At 46.2% G+C, this 23,823-nt stretch carries 19 protein-coding genes; 7 read left to right on the top strand and 12 right to left on the bottom strand.

What is annotated here, in order from left to right; translation table 11 throughout:
* Positions 1 to 351: 351 nt before the first annotated feature.
* Both KJS52_RS10870 and KJS52_RS10865 read right to left on the bottom strand, forming a co-directional pair.
* On the bottom strand, positions 352 to 753 hold the full coding sequence (locus tag KJS52_RS10870; protein WP_213514880.1) for a hypothetical protein: 402 nt from the start codon (positions 751 to 753) through the stop codon (positions 352 to 354).
* Positions 754 to 1,030: 277 nt separating this feature from the next.
* Positions 1,031 to 1,465: a CBS domain-containing protein gene (locus KJS52_RS10865; RefSeq protein WP_213514878.1), complete on the bottom strand. Its 435-nt coding sequence runs from the start codon at positions 1,463 to 1,465 to the stop codon at positions 1,031 to 1,033.
* Positions 1,466 to 1,665: 200 nt separating this feature from the next.
* On the opposite strand from KJS52_RS10865, the gene KJS52_RS10860 reads away from it, so the two are divergent.
* Positions 1,666 to 3,177 carry an FAD-dependent oxidoreductase gene (locus KJS52_RS10860; RefSeq protein WP_213514876.1) on the top strand — a complete coding sequence of 504 codons (1,512 nt, stop codon included), beginning with the start codon at positions 1,666 to 1,668 and terminating at the stop codon, positions 3,175 to 3,177.
* A gap of 122 nt (positions 3,178 to 3,299) precedes the next feature.
* On the opposite strand, the gene KJS52_RS10855 is transcribed toward KJS52_RS10860, so the two are convergent.
* The 3 genes from KJS52_RS10855 to KJS52_RS10845 form a co-directional block, all read right to left on the bottom strand.
* Positions 3,300 to 4,109 (bottom strand): methyl-accepting chemotaxis protein, encoded by an 810-nt coding sequence (locus KJS52_RS10855; RefSeq protein WP_281425585.1) that lies wholly within the window; start codon positions 4,107 to 4,109, stop codon positions 3,300 to 3,302.
* 89 nt (positions 4,110 to 4,198) lie between these two features.
* Entirely contained in the window at positions 4,199 to 4,531 is a 333-nt protein-coding gene (locus KJS52_RS10850) for a helix-turn-helix domain-containing protein (protein ID WP_213514872.1), read from the bottom strand.
* Positions 4,532 to 4,552: 21 nt separating this feature from the next.
* The gene (locus tag KJS52_RS10845) at positions 4,553 to 5,956 is read right to left on the bottom strand and encodes a right-handed parallel beta-helix repeat-containing protein (protein ID WP_246563412.1); all 1,404 of its coding nucleotides are present in this window, start codon (positions 5,954 to 5,956) and stop codon (positions 4,553 to 4,555) included.
* A gap of 411 nt (positions 5,957 to 6,367) precedes the next feature.
* Here KJS52_RS10845 and KJS52_RS10840 point away from each other — a divergent pair, with 411 nt between their 5' ends.
* Genes KJS52_RS10840 through KJS52_RS10830 form a run of 3 tightly spaced genes read left to right on the top strand, consistent with a single transcriptional unit; the run spans position 6,368 to position 10,873 of the window.
* Positions 6,368 to 7,615 carry a hypothetical protein gene (locus KJS52_RS10840; protein WP_213514868.1) on the top strand — a complete coding sequence of 416 codons (1,248 nt, stop codon included), beginning with the start codon at positions 6,368 to 6,370 and terminating at the stop codon, positions 7,613 to 7,615.
* Positions 7,616 to 7,641: 26 nt separating this feature from the next.
* Positions 7,642 to 10,011, top strand: coding sequence for a hypothetical protein (locus KJS52_RS10835; RefSeq protein WP_213514867.1), 2,370 nt, complete (start codon positions 7,642 to 7,644; stop codon positions 10,009 to 10,011).
* A complete protein-coding gene (locus KJS52_RS10830) occupies positions 9,983 to 10,873 on the top strand; it encodes an ABC transporter ATP-binding protein (RefSeq protein ID WP_213514865.1) in 891 nt (296 codons plus the stop codon). The genes KJS52_RS10835 and KJS52_RS10830 overlap by 29 nt, the downstream gene beginning before the upstream one ends.
* Positions 10,874 to 10,992: 119 nt before the next feature.
* Here the strand turns inward: KJS52_RS10830 and glpX are convergent, their stop codons facing one another.
* From glpX to KJS52_RS10805, 5 genes are all read right to left on the bottom strand, one after another.
* Complete coding sequence (gene glpX, locus KJS52_RS10825; RefSeq protein ID WP_213514863.1) at positions 10,993 to 11,994, bottom strand: class II fructose-bisphosphatase; 1,002 nt, start codon at positions 11,992 to 11,994, stop codon at positions 10,993 to 10,995.
* Between the two features lie 722 nt (positions 11,995 to 12,716).
* A complete protein-coding gene (locus tag KJS52_RS10820; protein WP_213514861.1) occupies positions 12,717 to 13,793 on the bottom strand; it encodes a M42 family metallopeptidase in 1,077 nt (358 codons plus the stop codon).
* Positions 13,794 to 14,289: 496 nt separating this feature from the next.
* Positions 14,290 to 15,414: an ABC transporter permease gene (locus tag KJS52_RS10815; RefSeq protein ID WP_213514859.1), complete on the bottom strand. Its 1,125-nt coding sequence runs from the start codon at positions 15,412 to 15,414 to the stop codon at positions 14,290 to 14,292.
* On the bottom strand, positions 15,414 to 16,193 hold the full coding sequence (locus tag KJS52_RS10810) for an ABC transporter ATP-binding protein (protein WP_213514857.1): 780 nt from the start codon (positions 16,191 to 16,193) through the stop codon (positions 15,414 to 15,416). Before KJS52_RS10810 ends, KJS52_RS10815 begins: the two co-directional genes overlap by 1 nt.
* A gap of 739 nt (positions 16,194 to 16,932) precedes the next feature.
* Entirely contained in the window at positions 16,933 to 17,667 is a 735-nt protein-coding gene (locus KJS52_RS10805) for a YwaF family protein (protein ID WP_213514855.1), read from the bottom strand.
* Between the two features lie 102 nt (positions 17,668 to 17,769).
* Here KJS52_RS10805 and KJS52_RS10800 point away from each other — a divergent pair, with 102 nt between their 5' ends.
* Both KJS52_RS10800 and KJS52_RS10795 read left to right on the top strand, forming a co-directional pair.
* The gene (locus KJS52_RS10800) at positions 17,770 to 19,377 is read left to right on the top strand and encodes a helix-turn-helix domain-containing protein (RefSeq protein WP_213514853.1); all 1,608 of its coding nucleotides are present in this window, start codon (positions 17,770 to 17,772) and stop codon (positions 19,375 to 19,377) included.
* Positions 19,378 to 19,507: 130 nt separating this feature from the next.
* Positions 19,508 to 20,551, top strand: a complete 1,044-nt coding sequence (locus tag KJS52_RS10795) for an ABC transporter substrate-binding protein (RefSeq protein ID WP_213514851.1) — start codon at positions 19,508 to 19,510, stop codon at positions 20,549 to 20,551.
* Positions 20,552 to 20,664: 113 nt separating this feature from the next.
* Here the strand turns inward: KJS52_RS10795 and KJS52_RS10790 are convergent, their stop codons facing one another.
* On the bottom strand, positions 20,665 to 21,141 hold the full coding sequence (locus KJS52_RS10790; RefSeq protein WP_213514849.1) for a GNAT family N-acetyltransferase: 477 nt from the start codon (positions 21,139 to 21,141) through the stop codon (positions 20,665 to 20,667).
* A 121-nt stretch (positions 21,142 to 21,262) separates the two neighbouring features.
* Here KJS52_RS10790 and KJS52_RS10785 point away from each other — a divergent pair, with 121 nt between their 5' ends.
* Positions 21,263 to 22,474 (top strand): lysophospholipid acyltransferase family protein, encoded by a 1,212-nt coding sequence (locus KJS52_RS10785; RefSeq protein ID WP_213514847.1) that lies wholly within the window; start codon positions 21,263 to 21,265, stop codon positions 22,472 to 22,474.
* Positions 22,475 to 22,591: 117 nt separating this feature from the next.
* On the opposite strand, the gene KJS52_RS10780 is transcribed toward KJS52_RS10785, so the two are convergent.
* Positions 22,592 to 23,590, bottom strand: a complete 999-nt coding sequence (locus KJS52_RS10780) for a cell wall hydrolase (protein WP_246563411.1) — start codon at positions 23,588 to 23,590, stop codon at positions 22,592 to 22,594.
* Between the last annotated feature and the right edge of the window lie 233 nt (positions 23,591 to 23,823).

Here is a 23,823-nt window from a genome sequence, read left to right as displayed (position 1 = left end):
CTGAGCCCTGCTGCAGGCCAGCTCCATGCATTTATTGACTCCTCCTCATAAATGATCATGCTAAAACCAGCCCATAAAGTGGGATATTGCTCCTAAGCGGATAAAGGTACTATGCGGGTACCCATCATATGCAGCAATTATAGAACAAACGCCTCCCGGCTCGCGCAGGCAGCGAGCTGAGAGGCGCTTTTTTTGCCCAAAGCTGTCAAGCGATGCTCAGCAAGCAAATGCATATCTGGAAGTATAGCCTGCATCTACATGAATGGTCGTACCTGTTACAAAAGCTAATCGTAAAAAAAGAGCTGAGCGGGCTTGTAGCAAGCCTGTTCAACTCTTTGCTGCTTATGGCACTTATGGCATAAAGGTAACGCGAACCGTAATAGGCGAGGTTGTATTTTCTGAACGAAGTAAAATCAAGCCGTTGTAAGGCGGGCTATAGTACGCAATGCCAATCGTTTTGGAGCTTGCAGTAGAGAAAGATCCGACGTGGTATTGATAGCCGCTTTTGACAACATAGTAGTCGCCCGAAACGATACCTGAAGTGGACAAGTTTTCAACTTGTGCTCTGACTAGCGTATAGTTTTGTCCATTAGTCATTGCATACATAACTGGCTTGGTCTCACCCGGATTAATCGTAATGTACAGCGGAGTATTGAATTGACTTGTGACTGACAACGCATGTGCGGCAGGATTGAACGTCAATAGCAGAACTACTGCGGCCATTACTGCCAGCATTCTTCTCATCGTCTTCATCAACAACAACTCCTTTCATATGTAAGCGCTTCACGCTTCACTTACTATATTAAAGTTCGGCAAGCGGCTTGTATATGAAGAGATAGAACTAATTTGTAGAATTTCAATCTCCTACCAATTAATCAAATAACTCCGCCAATTTGTTGAAGTCTGTCAAATGAACGCGAATGTTGCGAATTGTTGTCTTAAACGATAAGGACATAAGCAGGCAGTGCTGCAGGAGAGCAACGCCTGCCTGCTATTTTCTTGTTCCTGACCTTTTTCTTGGTCCTGAACCTTATTGAAGCAGATGATTTTCTTGCTCGGAGATGTCATGCAGTGCATGAGATGTATTCGGTATTTCGTTTAACGACAGGTCGCCAAGTGCAATAACGCCTACAAGCTTGCCTTGATCGACAACTGGCAATCTGCGAACCTGATAATGCGCCATTAAATCAGCCGCCTCGGCAATTGATTCTTGCGGTGTTGTAATCACTAGCTGATCGCTCATTACCTCTCTAATCTCCGTTGAGCCTGGACGTTTCGCTGCATAGCCTCTTCTTACAAGGTCACGGTCAGTAACGACGCCTACAAGCTTCGTATGATCTTGTTCATCCACGACAGGGACAAAGCCAATTTCATTTTTAGCCATTAGCTCAGCAACCTGAAAAATATTGTCCTGAGGGGTGACCGTCAAACAGTCTTTGGTCATAATGTCTTGTACTTGTTTCACTATATTTCCTCCTGATTCATTCAATGGTAGTTCGTTTCCGAATTATTTTGCCCAAGCGTTTCCACTCTATTCTCGCTGCGCAGAATACATATTCCTCAAAGATACGTTTCTTACATAAATTATCCGCTAACATAAAATACTATAAGTGCGTGTTTACATCCTTTTAAAGAAAAAACAAGGCAGAAAGGTGATTTCTATATATGCAGCTTCCACAATTTCCCCAATCGTATTGGCTTGATTCAGCCAAGCTTCCAGATTTTCCGCAACTGACAGAGGATATTAAGGCAGACGTCACTATTATTGGAGGCGGGATTACAGGAATTACACTCGCTTATTTGCTGGTGAAGCGAGGGATGAACGTCGTTTTGCTTGAAGCAAGTGAGCTTTTAAGCGGTACAACGGGCCATACAACGGCCAAAATAACGAGTCAGCACGGTTTGATTTATGATGAGTTTATTGCTCATTTTGGAGAGGAGCGTGCCAAGCAATATTATGAAGCGAATCACGAAGGGCTTCAGTGGATTCGCCAAATGATCCATCAGCATGATTTGGCATGTGATTTTCAAGAAGAGGATGCTTGGCTCTATACGCGAACAGTTGATGAGATCCAATCCTTGGAGAAGGAAATGCGCGCCTATGAAAAGCTCGGCATTAAAGGAGAATTGAAGGATTCGAGCCCGCTTCCTTTTGAAATCAGGTCTGGACTTGTAATGTACAAGCAGGCGCAGTTTAATCCTGTTCGCTATTTGACGCAGCTGCTGCAGCTGGCCATCAAGCATGGCTTAAAGGTGTATGAGCATACAACTGCAACAACGGTAAAGAAAGGCTCGCCGTCGTATGTCGAAACACAAGAGAAGCATAAGGTGCACAGTGAGCATATCGTGATTTGCTCGCATTTTCCGTTTTACGATAATATGCAGTTTTTCTTTGCGCGCATGTATGCTGAGCGCTCCTATGCCGTATGCTTTAAGCCGAAGCAGGAGTATCCGGGCGGCATGTACATTAATGTAGAAAATCCTACCCGCTCCTTGCGCTCTGTTGTGGTTAACGGCGAAAATTATGTAATTGCCGGCGGAGAAAATCATCCTACCGGGCAAGGAATTTGTACAATTAAGCACTTTGAGACGCTTCAGCAATTTGCCGAGCAATCATTTGGCGTTGAGTCGATTCCATATCGCTGGTCAGCTCAAGATTACATAACGCTGGATAAGCTGCCTTTTATCGGCTCTGTTAAAGAAGATCCACAGGTGCTTGTAGCAACGGGCTATAAAAAATGGGGGATGACGACCGGCACTACAGCAGCGCTATTATTGGAGAAGCAAATTGTAGAGGAGCCGTCCCCTTATACCGAGCTGTTTACGCCAAGACGCTTCCATGCCGATCCTGAGGTAAAAACCTTCTTAACCTATGCAGGCAATATGGTCAAGCATATGGCTAAAGGCAAGCTGGTTCAAAGCAGCACGCGTCACCCGGAGGATTTGAGCAATGGCGAAGGCTCTGTTGTACTGCTGAATGGCAAACGGGCTGGCGGTTATCGCGATCAGGATGGCAAGCTGTTTGTGGTGGATACGACCTGTACCCATATGGGCTGTGAGGTGGAATGGAATAGCGGCGAGCTTTCCTGGGATTGCCCTTGCCACGGCTCACGCTTCAGCTATGAGGGCGAAGTGCTGAACGGTCCGGCGGAGAAGCCGCTGGAGCGCATTCAATAGCAGACGGCTGTTGATTGATAGAGCTGTTGATGTTTTCGACTAACGCAAATCAGGGTCAGTCGTTTGGCGGAATGCTAAACGTCTGACCCTGTAAATTTTATCGGGTTATGTATTAAGCAAGCTTAATTCGACATATCAAGCAGTACCTCTGACAAGGAGCCAAGCTCCTGAATGCTTGCTGTCACTTCTTCTGTTGCTGCAGCCTGGGATTGAATCATCATCGTGTTGTCGGCTACTTTTTTCGTGACCGTCTCGATCGACGCTTGAATCGCTGCCAGACTTTCCTCTATGTTTTTAACCGCATCGCGGCTGTTTTGCGCCAGCTTGCGAATTTCGCTGGCAACGACGCCAAAGCCTCTGCCATCCTCGCCAGCTCGTGCTGCTTCAATGGCAGCATTTAAGCCCAGCAAATGCGTTTGATCGGCAATTTCAACAATTAAGCGGCTAATTTCCTCTGTTTGCTTCGCATGCTCGCTCATAACGTCCATAAGCGCTGCCGTTTCCTCCTGCGCAGTAGTGAGCACCTGAGCTTTATCGGCAATATCGGTTACAGAAGCAGAAATCTGCTGCAAGGAGGATGCCAGATTAGTAGCAGCACTAACGATTGCATCCTTTTTCGCTAAGGACAAGCCTACTCCAAACGCACCGATAATTTCTCCTTGCTCATCATGTACGGGCATCGTAATCGCTTTGAACGGCAAGCCTTTTACTTCCTTCGGCACTTCTGTATATAGCGTCTCATTTTGCTGAATCGCTTCGTACAACCCGTCGCCCTGCACAATCAAGGCGCCTTTTTCCGAAATATTCATCGTTGGATCTGCTTCAAAATAAACCGTTTTTTCAAGGTCGGTAATTGCAATCATAGCTTCTTCGTCTTTAAACAGCGCCTTTATTAAAGGAGCTACTTCAATTAAGGCTTCCAGTTTACTCATCCCTACCATCCCTCTTCAATCAAATTTATTAGGCTTCTGCAATCTTAAACAAATTCGACACGGTTCGCCGGAATCCTTTTACGATGAAATTAATCCGAGAACAATTCATTCAGGATGAGAAAAGCTTTTTTCTGGCCGCGCTCGTCTTGTTCAAGCAGAAGCAACACACTCTTTTGCACCCAAAAATGGTCTTGAAGGGGATCGTTATCGCCACTAATTAGTGTCGATAGGCTGAGGTTTAGTGCCGTTGCGACTTTTTCTAATGTTTCCACTTTCATATTTCGTTCGCCGCGTTCCATTCGGCCAACGTAGGAGCCTGTGGTGCTAATCCTTTCAGCAAGCTCCTCTTGTGTCAGGTTCCGCATCGTGCGATAATAACGGATTCGTTTGCCAATTGTGACAACTGTCTGTTTCCGCTTCATATACCAACCTCCAAGCTCCTCCTATAGGATATTCAAATCTGAATGCAGATCGTTTCCTGTCTCTGTCTGGTAGGCGTTGAAGTGGTTATACTCCTCGCCTTTCCAAATCCAGTATGCTTGAGCTTTACTGCTATAGTGGTTAAAGTCAAGCTTATTGCCTTCATTTTGGCTAAACTCATTCGTGATCATTAGCCCTTCCTCATTCGCTGTAATTTCATTGTTGAGCAGTTGATTGTTCCTTGTGTCGAAGGCTAAATTGATTTCACCGTAACCAAGACGTTTGGCGTTGTTTTCAGTTAGCTTATTTTCTTTAATGATGCAATTTTCCGTTCTTCCACGCTCTTCGTCATAGCCGCCTAACGTTATGCCAGCCGCGCTATTATGATAGATGTGATTAAAGGATACCTCAACATTAGAGGTTGCGCCTCCGGCATGCTCACTGGCCAGCTCGATTCCAAAATCATTATCATGTATGTCGTTGTCGAGGATTTGCACATCGCTGCCACCGTCCACATATATCCCGGCCGCGGAGTAATCGTAGCCGTATGCCGGATTGCCATAAGAGGAATTGTTGTAAACCTGGTTACGTTGAATCATTCCATTTCGCGCCTGATCGTCTTCAGGATTCGGTGCGGTTCCTTCAAGCCCAATGATGTCGATGCCAATATTGTTATTGTCGCGTACAATGTTCTGTATCACTTGGAAGCCGTCCACATTTCCGTTAATCGCCATTGCCTCGCTGGCTCCCAGCTTCAGGTTATATAGCTCATTGTCGATCATATTAATTTGGGAGAGCGGAGATTCCGAGTTGCCATAAACGGCGATGCCATGCGCATTGCCACCGCCTGACTTCTCACTCGCATTAGTCCCCATATCGTGAATACGATTTCCTATAAGATCAATATGACTGCCGCTGCCGCTCACATAAATACCGATCGGGGTAACATCAGCGGAGCTTGTATCGTAATGGCGTATTTCAAGGTCTTCTACACGAACATAGCTGGCGTTATAAATGCTGATCGCACCATCCTCAACCTGCCGAACACCTTTGCCATCCAAAATGGCCGTTTGTCCCTTTGCACTTTGCAAGGCTATGTAGCCCTCATCTGGCGAGCCAGATTTTTCGATGCTTACCGTTTGATGGTATACCCCTTCAAGCAGGATTACGGAACCGCCCGGCTTTACCAAGTCGACCGCTTTCTGAATGCTGGCGAGCGGCGCATCCACCGTTCCTTGATTGCTGTCTTTACCATGAGGTGAAACATAATAATCTCCTGCCGCTGCTTCACTCCCCCCGCCCGCTTGCTCTGTGATAGAGTCATTTGCGTTATTAGATTCTACTCTCGCAATGTAGTAAATAGTACTTACCGACAACAGAATGAAAAGACCAGTCCACATCATCATCGCCTTTATTTTTTTGTTCATGGAACTCATCTCCTTGATGCTTTCTAGCTACGTAGTAGTGAGTCGGTCGGCGCTTTAATATCGCTGCCTCTATTAAATGTAAATTACTTCCTAATCAAATGGTCTCATTAGATTTTGCTGCTGTCAACCTTAAATGTAAATAAGTACGGCATGTCAGATTAACATTATGCGCAAGAGAGGAGTTTAATATCATATTGCGACAAAATGAGATAATTTTAGGCAATCTTATTTACAATATTTTCAAATTATAGTAAAATCGAGATTGTAATTTCTCAGCGTATTTGTAAGCGCATTCGGAAGTCATATAGTAAGCTATAATGGAGGCACTTGGACTGGAGCGACAGATTTACAATAATGAGCCGGAATAAGGAGCCTATCTTAGGCTCCTTTTCCAGTTAGGAGGATTGCATGATGCAGTTATACCGTTCCTTGCTTTATGCTTTAATAGGAGTAATGCTAGCTATCATATGCACAGGCTGCGCTTCCAAGGAGGCTCGCGATTATAGTAATCAATACAATGCGGAAACCGACGCCCCCTACCACCTTCTTTGGCAGGGAGGAAATCAAAGAATAGTCGAGGTTGATAAGGGCTATTATTTTCTAAATGCTAATTACATTTATTATGCAGATAAAGCAACGATGAAGCCTGTATTGCTTGATTCCAACCCTAATTCGGATTGTCTTAGCAGCAACAAGCAACCTGAAAACTGCAGTGCCTTCGTATATTTTTCTGCTCTTGATGCTTTACACTTTCTTGCTTACTATGATGGCGCTTTATATACGCTTCAGCAAGCTATTGATTTGAAGAACAAGCTGTTTGATCTTAAAAAGTTTGAGCTGGTGAAAATTGCACCAGATGGCAGTGAGCGCTCTGTGGTGCTGGATTTCGAAGAAACACCTTATTTCCTTTCGATACATCGCGGCAAATTATATGTCACAACTGGCCGTATCACTAATCCAGAAACTGAAAGCTATAAGCTGCTTGCCTACGATATGGAGCAGTTAGACAAAACTCCAGAAGTGATTTTCGAAGGAAACCAGGCGCAGGGCATGATTTCAGATATTTTTCCATACGGCAAAAATATTTATTTTAGAGAATCGCTCGCCCCGTTTGCCAACTACTATCGTTATGATTTAGAAAACAAAACCATTCAGAAAATGTTTTCCGATGAAGAAGGGACATTGAGCGGCTACATAAATGGCATTAAAAATAACACGATCATTTATTCCCTTTTTAATGGAGATTTGCTTGATCCTGAAAGCTGGCAGGCGAGAACCGTTACACTTGAGAATCAAAATCCGCAAAAGCTTGATCTGAACCCATCATTTTTATCCTTTTACTATTGGCATGATAGCGATCCATATTTGTACAGCTTCCCAGTGCTCGGCTATGATGAAATACTTGATATTGAAACTAAAAATGAGCTGACAATTTATGATGATCAATATCATATTGTTGATGTTATCCCAACGCCAAACTTTAATGTCAGAACTACTTTGTATGTCGGAAACAAGGATCATATGTTTGCTTATACGAAAGAAGAGGATCTTTATAAATGGTATATTTTAGACAAGCGTACAATAGAAGCAGGCAATGCTGTTTTTCATGAATGGGTAAGTACTCCATCTGTAAACTTCAGTTATTTTATCCAGCATTAACATGCGCGTTGAGCAGGAGGTTGGCAATGAAGCTACTCGGATTTGAGCTTACTAAGCTGCTTTATAAACGTATGCTTTGGGTCATACTGCTAGGCTGTCTGCTTGGAAATGCTGCATTTTTCTACTTTGAGCAGGTTAAAAGCCATTCATTTATAATACAGCAGCGAGATCAATTCAAGACGTTAGCCCAGCAGTATATTAAAATGCCTGCTGAAGCCGTTTCACCTGATTTAGAGCACCGTATCAATCAATTACAGCAGCGAATGGATCAGGGTTATGCCGCAAGTCTGGAGCAGCCTGAAATGATGGAGCAATTGCAGCAGTTGAGCACAGAGCTGCAGCTTTACCTACTGTTACAGGAACAGTACACGCATATTGCCGATCATACCGTATTCCTTGAACAGTTAGCCTCCAAAGCTGATGATATGCTATCTGTTTCCATCTTCCAAAAGCAGGACTCTTTTTCCTATCGTAATATTATAGCGACTGCTCAAGCTTTTGAGCGGCAGGGCACTCTTACGCTGCAACCAGGTATAAATGAGCAGGTCGAATCCTTTTTCAAGCATCGGCTGCAGGACTATATAATCTTGTTTTTTATGCTAGTGTTCGGTTTCTTCATCTTCCATCAAGAAAGAGAAAACAAAATGGATTTGTTGATACGCTCAACGAAGCATGGCAGAAGGCAAACGATACTGAGCAAGCTAATGGTTTACTTTGTAGCTATTAGCTTTGTATTTTTTTTCGTGTTCGGTTCAAGCTTTGCCATGACGTCTTATCTTTACGGTATGGATTTTATTGAGCGCTCGATACAAAGTGTGCCTGGACTGTCACGCGGGCAGTATGTACTGTCCATCGCCCAATTTTTTATCATATTCATCCTATTAAAATGGCTTGCTTTCCTAATGCTAGCGGCGCTGTCAGCACTGTTATTCGTTGCTATTCGCCATCTGGGGCAGCTTCTGCTAATAGCTGCATCGATCATAGCGATTCAATATGCAAGCTATATTTTTATTCATCCTTATTCACCTGCAGGCGCTTTAAAATTCGTCAATCTTTTTTATGTTTTACAAACGGACCAGCTGCTAACCTATTACCGCAATTTAAATCTGTTCGGCTATCCTGTGCCGCTATTACAAACTAATTTAGTATTTTTGCTGCTTGCCATCATCATATCTGTTGCAGCGAGTGTATGGATATATTGTAAAAAGTTAAGTGAAACAAGTGCTAATGTCACCTGGCTGGCAGTGTTCGATAAACTTAAAAGCAAGCTGTTGCGCCCAACATCATCTTATTCTCTCTTTGTTCATGAGTGGTATAAAAACATGATCTCGAATAAAGGGATTGTCTTTATCATATGCGCGCTTTTTTTCGGCTATATCGGTTTGCAGCAAGAGCCGATTGCGCTCGATCATATCGAACGTACTTATTTGGAGTATATGGGCAAATTTAGCGGGCCTTTAACTGAACAAAGAATTGAGCAAATTGAACAAGAAAAGGAACGCTTGCAAGGCATATCAAATGAGATACAGCACCTTGAGCAGGCATTGCTGGAGAAAAAAATTGAACTTAGTGGCTATTCCTCACAAATGACACTGTTAATGCCTCAAGCAAATGCCTCAAGCGGCTTCTACAAGCTTTATGATCAAATGAGAAGCTTATTAATGCTGCAGCAGTCAACAGGTCAACAGCAAACATTAATGAGTGCAACAGCTGGTCAATATTTATTCGCTCATCCGTTCCGTGTTTCGCTAACCGCTATTATTTATATGACGCTGCTTATGCTGTCACTTAGCACAATCATTACGTCGGATTATCGTTCAGGAATGCATTTGCTGCAGTGCAGCTCAAGATTTGGACAAACCAAGCTTTTGCGGAGCAAGCGCGCAGTCTCTTATATAATAATCTGTTTTCTTTATATTATTGTTTTTTTACCGCCATTTTTAAATGTGCTCAATTACTATCCTCATTTTTATTGGAATGCACCGATACAGAGCATTCCGCTTTTCGAGCATTATACGTGGACAGTTAAAGTTTGGCAGTGGTCGCTGCTGGTCGTCCTACTGCAGCTGGCTGCGTCATTTGTTATATCAGAAGTTATATTTATGCTGTCGTATCTAATGAAGAAACAAGTGCTGGTGTTAGGCTGTTGTATAGTATTATTTCTCTTCCCGTTAATTACAGGTGCTTTTTATCCGCACTTATTTGCAAGCTATCCAGTTAATCGCTTATTAATGCTGCAGTTATACAACGCCGATCCTAACGGCTTACTCGTTCAACTAGCTTTGTTTATCATAATCGGATTAATTTGCGCATTCGCGAGCAGGCTGCTGCTGCGCCCATACACGAACTGGAGGAGGGGAGCATCCCTTGGAGCTAACGATTCATCATCTTTCTAAACAATATCGGCAGATAACCGCTATTCACAATGTATCTCTTCAATTAAGTTCTGGGATATATGGACTGTTAGGTCCCAACGGTGCCGGGAAGTCTACTTTGATCAAAATTATTACAGCCAATCTGCAAGCAACCTCAGGAACAGTAAGCTGGAACGGACAAAATATTGCAGCAATGGGGGATCATTATCGGAGCTTGCTTGGCTATATGCCGCAGCAACAGGAGCTTTACAGTGATTTTACGGGCAATCGCTTTTTACGATATATGGCTGCCTTAAAAGGCTTAGAGAAAAAAGAAGCTGAAGAGCGCATTGCTCACCTCGTTGAGGTCGTTAATCTGCAGGAAGTTATTCACAAAAAAATAAGCGCATACTCAGGTGGTATGAAGCAAAGATTGCTAATCGCCCAGGCCTTGCTAAATGACCCTAAAGTGATCATTTTGGATGAGCCGACTGCTGGTTTAGACCCTAAAGAAAGAATCAACATCCGCAATTTCATTTCCACAATAGCAGCAAACAAAATCGTGCTCATTGCTACGCATGTCGTTCAGGATATTGAATATATTGCCAAAGAAATCATTGTAATGAAAAAGGGAGAAATCTTATTAAAAGGCCATCCTGAGCAACTGCTATCGTCCATCAAGCAAAAGGTCGCCCTGCTTCAGCTTGATGACGAGCAAGCACTTGCAAGCTTGCAGCAAAAGCTGATCATCAGCAGCATTATCCGAGACTATGAGCAAAAGCTGCATGTAAGAGTAATTGCTGATGATCTAGCTAATCTTTTCGAGTCTGCTAGCTTTATCGAGCCCGCCTATCAATATGTGCAGCCAACACTAGAGGATTTGTATTTATACTATTTCCATTAGCTCCGGCTGACAAAGACTTATCTGAAAGCCTATCTGAACAGATAGGCCTCAGAAAAGCACTTATTTATCGTTATCTATTGCAGATCAGATGTGCCCTATTCCCTGTTGCACGGCGCGGCCTATTCGACGCCGCTAACAGCAGCTGCCTTAGGCTGCGCTTCATGAACGAGCGGCTTGTTAGGCAAGTAATGCGAGGTTTTAATATAACGAATCGTTCTCGTTTTTGCTCGCATTACGATTGAATCTGTTTCTGCGCGATTATCGGAAAGATAGCGCACGCCACCTAGAAATTCACCAGGCGTTACACCAGTAGCAGCAAAAATAACATCCTTGGTGCCAACCATATCATCCATCGTCAACACGCGGTAAGGGTCGGAAATGCCCATTGCAATACAGCGCTCGTATTCTGTTGCATCGGCTGGCATCAAGCGACCTTGAATTTCTCCACCCAAGCATTTAAGCGCTGCGGCTGCAAGCACCCCTTCTGGAGCTCCTCCAGAGCCAACGTATAAATCGATGCCCGTTTCCGGGAAGGCTGGCGCCATCGCGCCTGCTACATCGCCATCAGGCAAAAATTTAATCCGCACGCCTGTTCTTCTTAATATTTTATTCAGCGACTCATGTCTGGCCCGATCCAGAATCATGACCGTTAGATCGGAAACTTGCTTGTTAAGTGCAGCTGCTGCCTTCTGCAACGTAAGCTCCATCGGGTCAGTAATGCTCAGCTTGCCGACAAGCGCTGGTCCATAAGCAAGCTTCTCCATATACATATCAGGCGCATGCAGCAATTGGCCTTTATCCGCAACTGCAATAACCGACAAGGCATTGTTCAAGCCTTTGGCTACAATCTCTGTGCCTTCCAACGGATCAACCGCCACGTCCACCTCAGGACCCTGGAAGCTGCCAACCTCTTCGCCAATAAACAGCATAGGCGCTTCATCCATTTCCCCTTCACCGATAACAACTGTTCCGTGAATTGATACCGAGTCAAACATCTTTCTCATGGCAGTAGTAGCCGCACCATCAGCACTGTTCTTATCGCCCCGGCCCATCCAAGGCGCTGAAGCCAGCGCTGCCATCTCCGTTACACGAACAATCTCCAAAGCCAGTTCTCTTTCCATCATATGACCCCCATCCCTAGAATGTAAGCCTGCAATTGCTGCCTCTATTCATATGTAACACAGAATGAAAATAAGGTTCAATATCTGTTAGCCATAAACCGCATAAAGATATTGCATGTTAGACCCATAAATATTTTATATGACCCTATTTTTCAACGATTAGCAGCAGACTTACAGGCGGCATTCGGGACTGAGAAGATGGCACGATACTAGAAAGCAAGGAGCGCTAGCTGCGGCACAAGCTACGTGAGCACCTTCAATGTTTCCACAGGAAACATACTTCGGAAGCATAGCCTTTCGCTAGCGTGACATATTCGCCGTCGACGACTCCGCTACGAAGCATCACATCGTCATCAAAGTCGGATTTTAAACTACCCCTTCCAATGAGAGTTTAAAAATTGGGCTTTCAGGTCCAAGAAGATGGCACGATACTAGAAGGCGAGGAGCGCTAGCTGCGGCAAAAGCTATGTGAGCACCGCAGCTTTCGGTAGCGTGACATATTCGCCGTCGAATCCGCTACGAAGAAGTTACATCGTCATCAAAGTCCGATTTTTAAACTACCCCTTCCAATGAAGTTTAAAAATTGGGCTTTCAGGTCCAAGAAGATGGCACGATACTAGAAGGCGAGGAGCGCTAGCTGCGGCAAAAGCTACGTGAGCACCGCAGCTTTCGGTAGCGTGACATATTCGCCGCCGAATAAGCTACAACGCCAATCATCGTCATCAAAGTCCAATTTTTAAACCTCCGCTACTAGGTTCCATGAGGTAGGCTAGTAGTAGAGCGGCAACCCCCCACACCGCCTGGCGATGCGTCCGCTCCATACCATGCGATGCGTGCACGCCTGGCCCGATCAAGGCTGCCCGGATGTCGTTGCCACCGCGCAGCGCAGCCGAAGCATCCGAGCCGTAGTGCGGGTAAATGTCAACGGCATACGGCAGCTTCTCTCGCTTGGCAAGCTCAATCAAAGTTGTTGTCATTTCATAATCATAGGGTCCGGTCGAGTCCTTGGCGCATATTGATATATCCTTCTCCGTTGCTGACAGATCATCGCCCAGTGCGCCCATATCAACAGCGATCATTTCGGTAATATTTGCAGGGATATGAGAGCTGCCGTGCCCCACTTCTTCATAGGTCGACAGGATGATCGTGGTCGTACGAGCTGGCTTCACGCCCTGCTTATGAAAATATTGCAGCAAACCGAGCAAAGCGGCAACACTCGCTTTGTCATCGAGATGCCTTGACTTGATCCAGCCGCTAGGCATAATCTTCACGCGCGGATCCCATGATATATAATCGCCAACCGAGATGCCGAGTGCCTCTGTCTCCTCCTTGCTGCTCGTATCAGCATCAATGCGAATTTCCATATTCGCTTCCTCCCGCTTCCAATCGCGAGCATCGTTAAACACATGGACTGACGACTTGGTCGACAGCACCGTACCTTCATATTGGCGGCCATCTCTTGTATGTATAAGGCAATATTCGCCTTCAACCGTTTGTATTGCGTAGCCCCCAATAGGCGTGAAACGAACCATGCCGTTTGGTTTAATAGAACGAACCATCGCGCCGAGTGTATCAACATGCGCCGTTAGCGCAAGCACATTCTCCTGTTCGTCTCCTGCAATCGTAATAATCGCATTGCCCTTAGGGGTTAGCTCAACCTGATAACCAAGACGCTCGGCCTCCTGCTTGATAACACCAATGATCTGCTTGCAAAAGCCGCTCGGGCTAGGTATCCGAAGCAGCTTGTCCAGCCACTCCACCATATAATCTTCATCCAGCTTGCGTAAATCAACAACCATCATTTAAACTCCCTTCCATAAAACTTCTATAAAATGCATGTTCAAAAAACTAAGCTTTCAAGCTTCGCCGTCGAATCCGCTACAGAGAAGTCGCTTCGTCATCAAAGTCCAATCTTTAAACATACCCTTCCAATGAAAGTTTAAAAATTGGGCTTTCAGGTCCAAGAAGCTTGGACGCTAGTAGAAAACGAGGAGCGCAGCGTAGAGCAAAGCTACGTGAGCACCGCAGTTTTCGCTAGCGTTCAAGATTCGCCGTCGACTAAGCTACAACGCCCATCATCGTCATCAAAGTCCAATTTTTAAACATCTCCTTCCAATGAAAGTTTAAAAATTGGGCTTTCAGGTCCAAGAAGATGGCACGATACTAGAAGGCGAGGAGCGCAGCGTAGGCACTAGCTACGTGAGCACCGAAGCCTTCGGTAGCGTGACATATTCGCCGTCGAATCCGCTACGAAGAAGTTACGTCGTCATCAAAGTCCAATTTTTAAACTACCGCTTATAGGAGAGCGATGATGGTCCATATGGCTAGTCCAGGCCCCATCAACAGACGCTGCGACAGCTTCTTAGCCGCATAGGCTTCAGTCAAATAGAGCTGCAAATAATCCTCCGTCCTCCAATGCTCCCACTGCATATGCAGCCATGAACGCTTAATAAACACAAGACCTGCCACAATTACCCAAACGCCAACGCCATCTACAAGCGTAATTGCATAGCTGCCAACAACGATCATTAAGCCCCATATTTGCAGGAGAGAAGGCGAACGCAGAATTGCTTTTATTCTTAGCTCGCTGATAACATAATGCGCATCCGAGCGTTTGAATAAACGCTGCGACTTGCGAAATATCCACGGCCTCTTTCTGCGCTTCGATGATTTGGTCTCGTGTACCTGACTGAGCAGTACACTGGTGAGACGCAAACGAAACTCCTGCTCCTGCCGCAGTTGTCTCGCATAAGCGAGCGGGGTAACGGCGTAACGCCATGCCAGTACAATGGCGATCACAGCACTTGCTATTATAAAATAGTGCAGTGGCCATAGCTGTACAGTATACCCAAAGGCCGGCAGCACCCATACGACGGCTAGCACGATCGAACGAACACCTGAACGTATTAGCCTCATCCACCATTTTCCTTCTTTAATCAGGTATTGATTCACGATAAGCATAATAAGAGATGTACAAATGCTGTATAGCAGCAGCTCAAGCAAAACTGCCTTGCTGAGCTCGGCAACAATCATTAAGTAAGGCAGCAAAACAGCATACAGAATCAGCAAGCGCAGCGCTGCCATAATAACACTATAAACAAGTCCAAGCTGCTTGACGCGCTGCAGCCATTGCTTATGCTGAAGCAGGATCAGCTGGTCGGCTTCTTCTACGCCGATATGCGGCTTGGCATTAAGCAGCAGAAAGCTGACCGCAGTAATGAGCATCAGGCTCCAGGGAACATCGTTGGCCCAAGCCGGGATTCTTGTCCACAGCTCGATGTAAAGACCTGATGCGATAAATAGCAGCGGAACCAGCACATATAGCCAAACTGTCCAATCCAGCACGGAACGCAATGATTTTGCGATGTAGCGAACATGCTGCTTTAAGCGCACGAAAAACAGCCTGTTAGGCGTCAGCATCACATCACATCCTTATCTTGCGGATGATCCATTTTATCTCCTGCATCCGTGTTCTCGGAAGTAAGCGCATGAAAGCAGTCAAAGAGCGTATGCTCGCTGCTTAAGCCTGCTTTGACGCGCAGCTGCGCAAGATCGCCGCTTGCGGCAATCCTTCCCTTATGCAAGCAAATGAAGGAATCGCATAAACGCTCCGCGCTATCCAGCACATGCGTGCTCATTAGCACCGCTGCTCCGCCAGTGCGCGCTTCATTCAGCAAACCGATAAAATCCAGCGTTGCTTGCGGGTCCAACCCGATAAAAGGCTCGTCCACGATATACAGGTCAGGCTTCAGCATAAACGCAATGATCAGCATCAGCTTCTGCTGCATCCCTTTAGAAAAGCTGCTCGGATAATGATGCTTCTGCTCTGTAAGCTTGAATTTTTCCAGCAGCCGTTGTGCCCTAGCTTCAAATTCCTCCTGTGCCAAGCTATTGACGGATGCGGCCAGCAGCAAATGCTCCCATAGCGTAAAATAGTCGTAATAGATCGGCTGCTCTGGCACATAGGCATAGGTGCCTGTTTCTCCATTGCTGCCCAGCTTCACCTCGCCCTTGCGGTAAGGAGCGAGTGACATAATCGATTTGATCGTGGTGCTTTTTCCTGCCCCATTGGGACCAATCAAGCCGACAAGCTGACCGCTTTTTACTTCAAAGAAAATATTGCGAATCGTCGCTTCTTTGTCTGTATAACCGGCTTCCTCCAGTGCTACCGAAAGCTGAACAGACTGTTGCTCTATCATCTTAGGCATTCCTCCTATCTACAGCGCTGATGCGATGTACATGTTCCTTCCATTTTACACGATAGTCCGCCTAACATTACAGTGTTATCCATTTTAGTCGGTGCAAGCCAATGCTCAGCATCATGTCAGGGATGAATTCAAAAATTTATTTGAAAATGTTTCTCAATAGCTCTTGATTCCTTTAAAAAGCTATGCTATTATTATGATAATGATTCTCAATATCATTATGTGAGGTACTCACCTCCTTCATGACATAGCTCGTTGTCCATTCTAGTTTCCTCTCCTAAACGAAATGTGCATTGGTTAAGACGATAGAGATGGTGCGCTGCTGCTCTACTGTTCAATGTACGGAATGTTGCGAGACTATGCCTGAAGCAGCTAAGCTCACAGATGCGCAACAGATGTGTAAAGAGCCGCCATCTCTTTAGCATCAGACCTTCAAGTTGCCATCACAAACCATGTTTCAGCTCATATCTAACCCCATAGCATGAGCCAAAAACACCTCTTGTCCTAAGCGATGCTTCGGCATTGCTCGAGGCAAGAGGTGTTTTTGCTGTTAGTCCAGGACGCATCGCCCTAGGGCGTGTATGCAAACTCAGAAGGGAGCAGATTATGCCGAATGTTCGTTCCATGCAAGGCGCTTTTTCGAAGGCGTACCGACTGTACGTCAAGGAAAGGCAACGCAGCAGGGGGCGAACAGGCGGGGGAAGATGCCCCTAAGCGGGGTTACATACACGCCCTAGACAGCAGTTTGACCTTGGCCAGCCCTCGCTTTGGCAAGCAATCCATAGAGGCTGTATTGCAGCAGCCATACCACCACCGCTACCATTACAAGTCCGGCAATGTAGCCATTAGCACCAAATGTCTCATAAATGAGCATGAGCGGCGAGTTGGCAATCGGAGCATTCAAGAACATATAATTCGTGCCGCTGTAGGCATTGAAGCTGTAGACGAAAGGAATAATTAGCGCAAGAAAAATCGCTACCTTCCACAGCTGCCGCCAATTGGGCCGCAGCTCGCCTGAAGCCAGCAGCAAAAGCGGATAAACCGTAATAATCCCATGGTATATGAAGGAGTGAATATGAATAAAGCCCATTACAGGTTCAGCCGTCCAGCCGGGAAAAATTAGCGCAATTAAAGCGCCCGGCAAGGTTAAGCTGAACAAAATTTCGTTAATCAAGGCTGTCGGTCGATAAACATGCAGCATAAGCAGCACAATTGCAAAGCCGCATAAATGAATCGGCAAATAATAGAGCAGTGATTTTCCTAGCTGCCACACTACAAAGAGCTTGACTACCTCACCGATCAGGATCGAGTAAGCGAGCAAGCGCTTGATGCGCAGCCGCCAAGCTTGCGTTGCACGGGCATAAACAACGGTAAGCACGATTATGCCCAGCATCAGTCCAATAAGCCAGCGCCAATGAAGCGCGTCAAAAGCCATGAAGCCTGCTTCCATTGCATCACCTCTTTCCATATGTTAACTATATTATACAATAATCGATTGGCTCACACCGCCATTGTGATATACTTGTTGTGAGAACAATTATCACTATGCCATTTTAAGAAGGAGCTGGCTATGGAGAAGCTGCTATTTTTATATAAGCAAATGGAGCAAATTACGCTGCTTGCCGCCGATAAGCATATCCGCCAATCCGTCGATGTCTATCAGCTGCTGCTCGTTGTCGACGGCAAAGGCGAGCTGAGCATTAATGGCGAGACGCATATGCTCGACGCTGGCTCGCTCTATTTTATTAATCGCGGCCGCTTTATCGAAATTCACAGTCTCGCTCATGCAGACCTGTACCTGTACCGCTTATCGTTCGAAATTATCAAGCGCGAGCAAGCGGAGACGGCGGATGCACAGTTTGCCAGCTATAGCCGCGATTGGCTGCCAGACGGCGAGCTTTACTCTACCACTTACTTGCCGATCAGCAATATGATGCAGCAGCTCTGCGCGCTGGAAGAAGGAAGCGCAGCCTGGCAGGCGCTGGAGCAGCAACGCTGTCTTTACGAGCTGCTTCAGCTTATCGTGCAGCAGACGGAGCTGACAAGCAAGGCCGAGCTTCGCTCGCCAGCCGATCACCGCCAGTCTATTCGCCAGGTGATTAGCTATATGCAGCAGCACTACTCCGAGGATATTACGCGCGACAGCATGGCACGACTGGCAGGCTTTCATCCCCGCTTCTTCACTAAAGTTTTCAAGGAAGAGACTGGTGAAAGCTTTATTCAATACTTGACTCAGATCCGCATCAAAAAAGCGAAGGAGCTTTTGCTGCTGTCCACGCTCAATCTCGATGCCATCGCTCAGCAGATCGGCTATTCCAATGGCATGTATTTGAGCAGAAAATTCAAGCAGCATACAGGCGTCTCGCCAACACAGTATGTCAAGCAGCTAAAGCGGATTGTCGTCTACGATTGGGTTGGCAATGTGCTGGCGCTAGGCATAAAACCGGTCGGTGCATCCTACTTCTACAGTCTGTCTGGCCTAAAGCTGCTGCAGCAGGAGCTGCACGAGGTCGTTGATGTTGGCAAGTCGGTCGATGCTGTTATAGAGCTCGAGCCTGAGCTGATTATCGTACCCAAATGGCTGGAGCCACAGCTTGTCAATGAGCTGCAAAAAATCGCGCCAACGCTCATTGTGCCTTACGGCAACCCCTTTGAGCGCTTTCGCCAGCTTGGCGAGCTGCTGGAGCGCCGCAAGGAAGCGGAGGACTTTATTGCACAGTATGAGGCGCGCGCTGCACAAATCAGGCAGGAGCTGGCCCATGTCATTGCACCGCATGAAACAGTCGGCTTATATGAGCTGTCTGAGCAGCATATTTGGGTGTTCAACGAATTTCACGGGCGGGGCGGCTACAATTTATATGAAGGATTAAAGCTTACTCCGCCGTTAAATGTACAGAAGCAAGTACTCGGCAAAGGGCAAATTATGCGGCTCACTATGGAGCAGATGCCGGACTTTGCGGCTGACCATATGATTATCAGCTATAATTTCACAGACGAGGGCCATGCGCTGGCAGAGCGGCTGCTGGAGCATCCTGTCTGGCAAACGATAACGGCCTATCAGCAGCAGCGGATATACTGGATTGATCGGCAGCTCTTTCACGCCAATGATGTATATTCGCTTTACAAGCAGCTCGAGCTGCAGCGCGAATTGCTGCTAGGACATCAGAGCCAGCGGTAGCCATGCATATTTGTGCATAAAATGAATGACAATATGGCATAGACAACACCACGTTCCCTGCTAGAATAATAAGATGTAACCGATAATGATAATCCTTATCATTTATAGCAAACAAACAGGGGGAAATTTAATGTTCGTAACACGCAAGTCTATCTATATGGTATGCTGCCTTATGCTGATGCTTTCCTTGCTTGCTGCATGCGGCGGCAATAGCAGTAACGGCCAAAACGGCGGCAACGAACCGAATCAAGCGACAAATGAAAGTGATCCAGCTGGCAACACTCAGTCCGGGCAAAACGGTGCTGATGAAACCGTGGCTGAAGGTGGAGCTGAAGCAACGGAGCGCACGTTGACAGATCCGCTTGGCCATACTGTTACGATTCCCGCTCAGCCGCAACGCATAATCGCCTCCTATCTGGAGGATTATCTTGTTGCATTAGGCGTCAAGCCTGCTGCGCAATGGTCCGTTTCCGACTCGCCAATGCGCTATTTGCAATATGAGCTGGCCGATGTGCCGATTGTGCCGCATGATCTGCCCTATGAGGTTGTAACGGGGCATAATCCTGACCTGATCATTATTGGAGATGAAAGCTTGATCGCCAATGATAAATATGATGGCTACAATAAAATAGCACCAACCTATGCACTAGGTGCTGAAATCAACGCAGATTGGAGAAAAGCTTTGCTAGAGGTCGGCAATGTGCTGGGCAAGGATGCTGAAGCAGAAGCGGTGCTGGCAGACTATGAGGCGAAGGCGGCCGCTGCCAAGGAGCAGCTTGCAGCTTCAGGCGAAACACCTTCGGCAGCAGCGATCTGGCTCGTTGGCGGCAGCTTCTGGATGGTTAGCGAAGGCGAATCAAGCGGCGCTGTGCTTTACAGCGATCTTGGCTTCGCAGTGCCAAAGCTTGTCGAGACGATCTCTCAAGGAGAGGGCGGCATCTGGAAATCCGTATCACTAGAGGCGTTGGCTGAGCTAGATGCCGATCATATTTTCCTCGTTAACAGCGATGCCGCTTCCGGCTCGGCTTCATTAAACGATCCTGTATGGCAATCAATTAAAGCTGTCAAAAACGGCAACCTGCATGAATTCGGCCCAGAGAAAAGCTGGTTGTATACTGGCCCTATCGCCAACAGTCAAATTATTGACGATGTTCTTGCAAGCCTTGGGCTGTAATGATTAGCCCGAATCTATCCATAATAGAATGAATGTGCAGCAAAGAATGAATATGCAGCATAAATAAACGATGGTCCGCGCGGATATAAGCAATCCGTGGCGGACCATTCTTGTTACAGCTTGGATTCGGCGCTGTCTACCGGCTGAGCGGACTGTCCAGACAGCTTTTTATCCATCATAACATGCTCGATTCCCGCATCGATAAATATGCCGGAGGCAGTCTCATAACCCAGCTTCTCATAAAATGCCTTCGCTTGCAGCTGAGCGCCAAGCTTTACCTTGCTTATCCCCTTCTCTGCTGCAACAGCTTCCAGCGCTTCCACAATGAGTGCACCTACACCTTTGCCTCTTGCTTCCTGCAGCGTACAAATCCGCTCCAGCTTGCCAATACCGTCCACCGTGCGCAATCTGCCCGTTCCTACGGCCTGCTGCTGGTCGAGCACTAAAATATGCGTGCATAGCGGGGTCAAGGCATCGTATTCGTCATGCTCCAGTTCCTCGGCAACTCCCTGCTCCTCAATAAAAACTTTGCGTCGAATCGCTTTAGCCTCGAGCAGTTGCTCCTCTGTTGTTACTTTAGTCCATTCCATATGCCTGTCCTCCAAATTTCGAGTATTTATTTAATTATAAGAGAAATGCAGCTTATTCTCGACATTACTCCTGTACTTCTGATATGATCGAGCTGACAAACTTTATGTTAGTGGTGATTACATGAGTATAGAACGAAGACCAAGCTGGCTTGAGCGCAAGCTTCTTCTCTCCCCTATCAAAGCATACCTTAAACATAAATATCAAATTGAACTCGAACGCAACGATACTGCCAAGCTGAAGCCTCCCTACATCATTCTGGCAAACCACACCAATAAATGGGACCCGTTATTTATTAATTGCTTTGTAGAAGACCCGATTTGCTTTGTGGCGGACGCACCTTTGTTCCGCAATCCACTCCTGAAAAGAGTGCTGGACTACACTGGCGCTATTCCGAAGGCCACTGCCAAAAACGAAACGGGCACGATTAGAAATATGCTAACTGCCAAAAAACATAATCGTGTAATTGGTATCTTTCCAGAAGGCAATTGCTGTTGGGACGGCACGACAAAGGATATTGCCTACGCCACCGCCAAGCTGGTCAAGCTGCTCAATATTCCGGTTGTAATCGGGCATGTAAAAGGAGGCTATCTAAGCCACCCTCGCTGGGCCGATCATGATCGCAAGGGCAAAATAACGGTTTCGCTCGAAAAGAAATGGGATGAAGGCGAGCTGCAAGCGATGTCGGTAGAGGCGGTTCATCAAGGCATTACAGCGGCGCTTGCGTACAATGAGATAGCCTGGCAGGCTGAGCAGCGAGTTGCCTTCCAAGGCCAGGGGCTGGCCAATTACCTGGAACGGGCGCTGTTTGTTTGCCCTTCCTGCAAAACGGTTGGCAAGCTGCATTCTGAGGGCCGACAGTTTAGCTGCACTGCTTGCGGCTACAGCGTCATTTATAATGAGCTGGGTTATTTTGAGCCGAAGCACAAGCCTATGCACTTCCAATTCGTTCATCAGTGGAACGCCTGGCAGCTGCAGTATACCAAAACGAATTTGCATGAGCAGCAATTATACAAGGCATGGCGGCAAGCGCTTGCAGATGAAGTGAAGCTGTACGTCTCATCATCAGAGGAAAGCCCGTTTATGCAGCTTTCTACAGGCAAGCTAACCTGGCATCGCAGCTATTTGCTCTATAAGCCGCATCACGATGCTGAGCCGTTAAAGCTGCCAATTGAACGCCTTGAAGGGATCAACGTCCATCTGAACAGCAAGCTTGATTTTTATATGGATAATAATATGCTGCGTTTTGACTTTTTTCATCCGCGCTCATCGGCTTATATGTGGTATCAGGTAATCAGGCATTCAAATCTGCAGCAGGAGGCCAAGCTGCAATGAAGATGAGTATGTGCATCCAAAGCAAGAAAAAAAGCAGCGTTACACTCTAGCCAGCTGCTAGCTCTGCAATACTGCTTTTCGTATAACCTGCTTATTTAACGTGCTAATCTAATCTGCTTATTTGGCAAAACGATGGTTGCCGATTGTCGCGATAACCGTCAAGCTATCCCAGAAGGAGCCTGTTGAGTATTTCGGATTAAAGAAATAGACGGCATCCTTTACATTGTTCTTTCCGTTTAGCGCGTCCTTCGTCGCCTTCAATACGCTCGCATTAGGCTTGCTTTTGTCAAGCAGGCCGTTGTGAGCTGGCGGGAACTGCTTGCCGGAATAAATAACACCCTTAATCGAATTAGGGAAGCCCGCATGCTTCACGCGATTAAGAATGACATTGGCTACGGCCAATTGCCCCTCATACGATTCATAGCCTGATTCAACCTGAACCAGCTTAGCCAGCAATTGATAATCCGCCTCAGTATACGGATCAGCCTTATTTTCCAGCACAGAAGGAATAATAACAGCCAGCTTCATACCATTTTTAATCGATTCCTTAGAGGAAAAGCCGTTACGCTTTACAACTTGCGCTTGCGACAAAGAATGGCGCGCGCTAATTTCCGCTAGCGTATTGTCGTCACTGACAACCTCAAGCGGCACGCTCTGTATCGTTAACGTATTTTTATCTGCATTCCAATCCACATTCGCATGGAGAAACTCCGCAATATAGCGAATAGGGACAAACAATCGACCATTATCCAAGTACGGTGCAGCTTCCAGCACATACCGTTGATCGTTGAAATATACGGTTGGCACGCCGTCACCTAAAATAATTTTATCATTGCTTTTCGAAACCAAGGTTGCTTCCAGCGTAGAATCATTCCATTCTACAGAAGCGCTAAGCTCATTCGCAACTAATGCGATTGGCATATACAATCTTCCATTCATCATATGTAGAGAAGAACTTAGCTTCATGGACTTGTCATCCAGTATTACCTGCGCATTTTCTACCACTCGTGAGTCTCTGGCTGTTGCGGACGCTGATAATGGAACTACAGTAAGAAGACACAACACTAGCACCGCTAGCACACTTAATCTGCTTACCTTCATTAGTCGTTTTAACATAATTCCTCCCGATTACACCTCAAAATTTGTTTAAGGTAATGGTCTGTTAAGCATTATAGCACAGCATTTTAGCGAAATAGGATTAGGTTTATCTCATAGATGAAGATTTCATGAATTTTCAAAAGCGCTATCATTTGCACAGCGATATCCTTTCTCAATGCGAAAAAATCAAAAAAGCCTTATAATGCTTGGGTCCAGCGGCATAATTCAATATGCTCAGCCTGCGAAATCAA

The organism is Paenibacillus montaniterrae (assembly GCF_018403185.1).
GTDB classification, from domain to species: Bacteria; Bacillota; Bacilli; order Paenibacillales; family Paenibacillaceae; genus Pristimantibacillus; species Pristimantibacillus montaniterrae.
The sequence above is the reverse complement of the archived record's forward strand: the minus strand, read 5'-3'. Positions and strand labels throughout refer to the sequence as shown.

Bases quoted from the DNA above. Each gene is read 5' to 3' on its own strand.
- KJS52_RS10870 (WP_213514880.1), bottom strand. From the start codon at position 753: ATGAAGACGATGAGAAGAATGCTGGCAGTAATGGCCGCAGTAGTTCTG.
- KJS52_RS10860 (WP_213514876.1), top strand. From the start codon at position 1,666: ATGCAGCTTCCACAATTTCCCCAATCGTATTGGCTTGATTCAGCCAAG.
- KJS52_RS10855 (WP_281425585.1), bottom strand. From the start codon at position 4,109: ATGAGTAAACTGGAAGCCTTAATTGAAGTAGCTCCTTTAATAAAGGCG.
- KJS52_RS10850 (WP_213514872.1), bottom strand. From the start codon at position 4,531: ATGAAGCGGAAACAGACAGTTGTCACAATTGGCAAACGAATCCGTTAT.
- KJS52_RS10845 (WP_246563412.1), bottom strand. From the start codon at position 5,956: ATGAACAAAAAAATAAAGGCGATGATGATGTGGACTGGTCTTTTCATT.
- KJS52_RS10840 (WP_213514868.1), top strand. From the start codon at position 6,368: ATGCAGTTATACCGTTCCTTGCTTTATGCTTTAATAGGAGTAATGCTA.
- KJS52_RS10835 (WP_213514867.1), top strand. From the start codon at position 7,642: ATGAAGCTACTCGGATTTGAGCTTACTAAGCTGCTTTATAAACGTATG.
- glpX (WP_213514863.1), bottom strand. From the start codon at position 11,994: ATGGAAAGAGAACTGGCTTTGGAGATTGTTCGTGTAACGGAGATGGCA.
- KJS52_RS10820 (WP_213514861.1), bottom strand. From the start codon at position 13,793: ATGGTTGTTGATTTACGCAAGCTGGATGAAGATTATATGGTGGAGTGG.
- KJS52_RS10815 (WP_213514859.1), bottom strand. From the start codon at position 15,414: ATGCTGACGCCTAACAGGCTGTTTTTCGTGCGCTTAAAGCAGCATGTT.
- KJS52_RS10810 (WP_213514857.1), bottom strand. From the start codon at position 16,193: ATGATAGAGCAACAGTCTGTTCAGCTTTCGGTAGCACTGGAGGAAGCC.
- KJS52_RS10805 (WP_213514855.1), bottom strand. From the start codon at position 17,667: ATGGAAAGAGGTGATGCAATGGAAGCAGGCTTCATGGCTTTTGACGCG.
- KJS52_RS10800 (WP_213514853.1), top strand. From the start codon at position 17,770: ATGGAGAAGCTGCTATTTTTATATAAGCAAATGGAGCAAATTACGCTG.
- KJS52_RS10795 (WP_213514851.1), top strand. From the start codon at position 19,508: ATGTTCGTAACACGCAAGTCTATCTATATGGTATGCTGCCTTATGCTG.
- KJS52_RS10790 (WP_213514849.1), bottom strand. From the start codon at position 21,141: ATGGAATGGACTAAAGTAACAACAGAGGAGCAACTGCTCGAGGCTAAA.
- KJS52_RS10785 (WP_213514847.1), top strand. From the start codon at position 21,263: ATGAGTATAGAACGAAGACCAAGCTGGCTTGAGCGCAAGCTTCTTCTC.
- KJS52_RS10780 (WP_246563411.1), bottom strand. From the start codon at position 23,590: ATGTTAAAACGACTAATGAAGGTAAGCAGATTAAGTGTGCTAGCGGTG.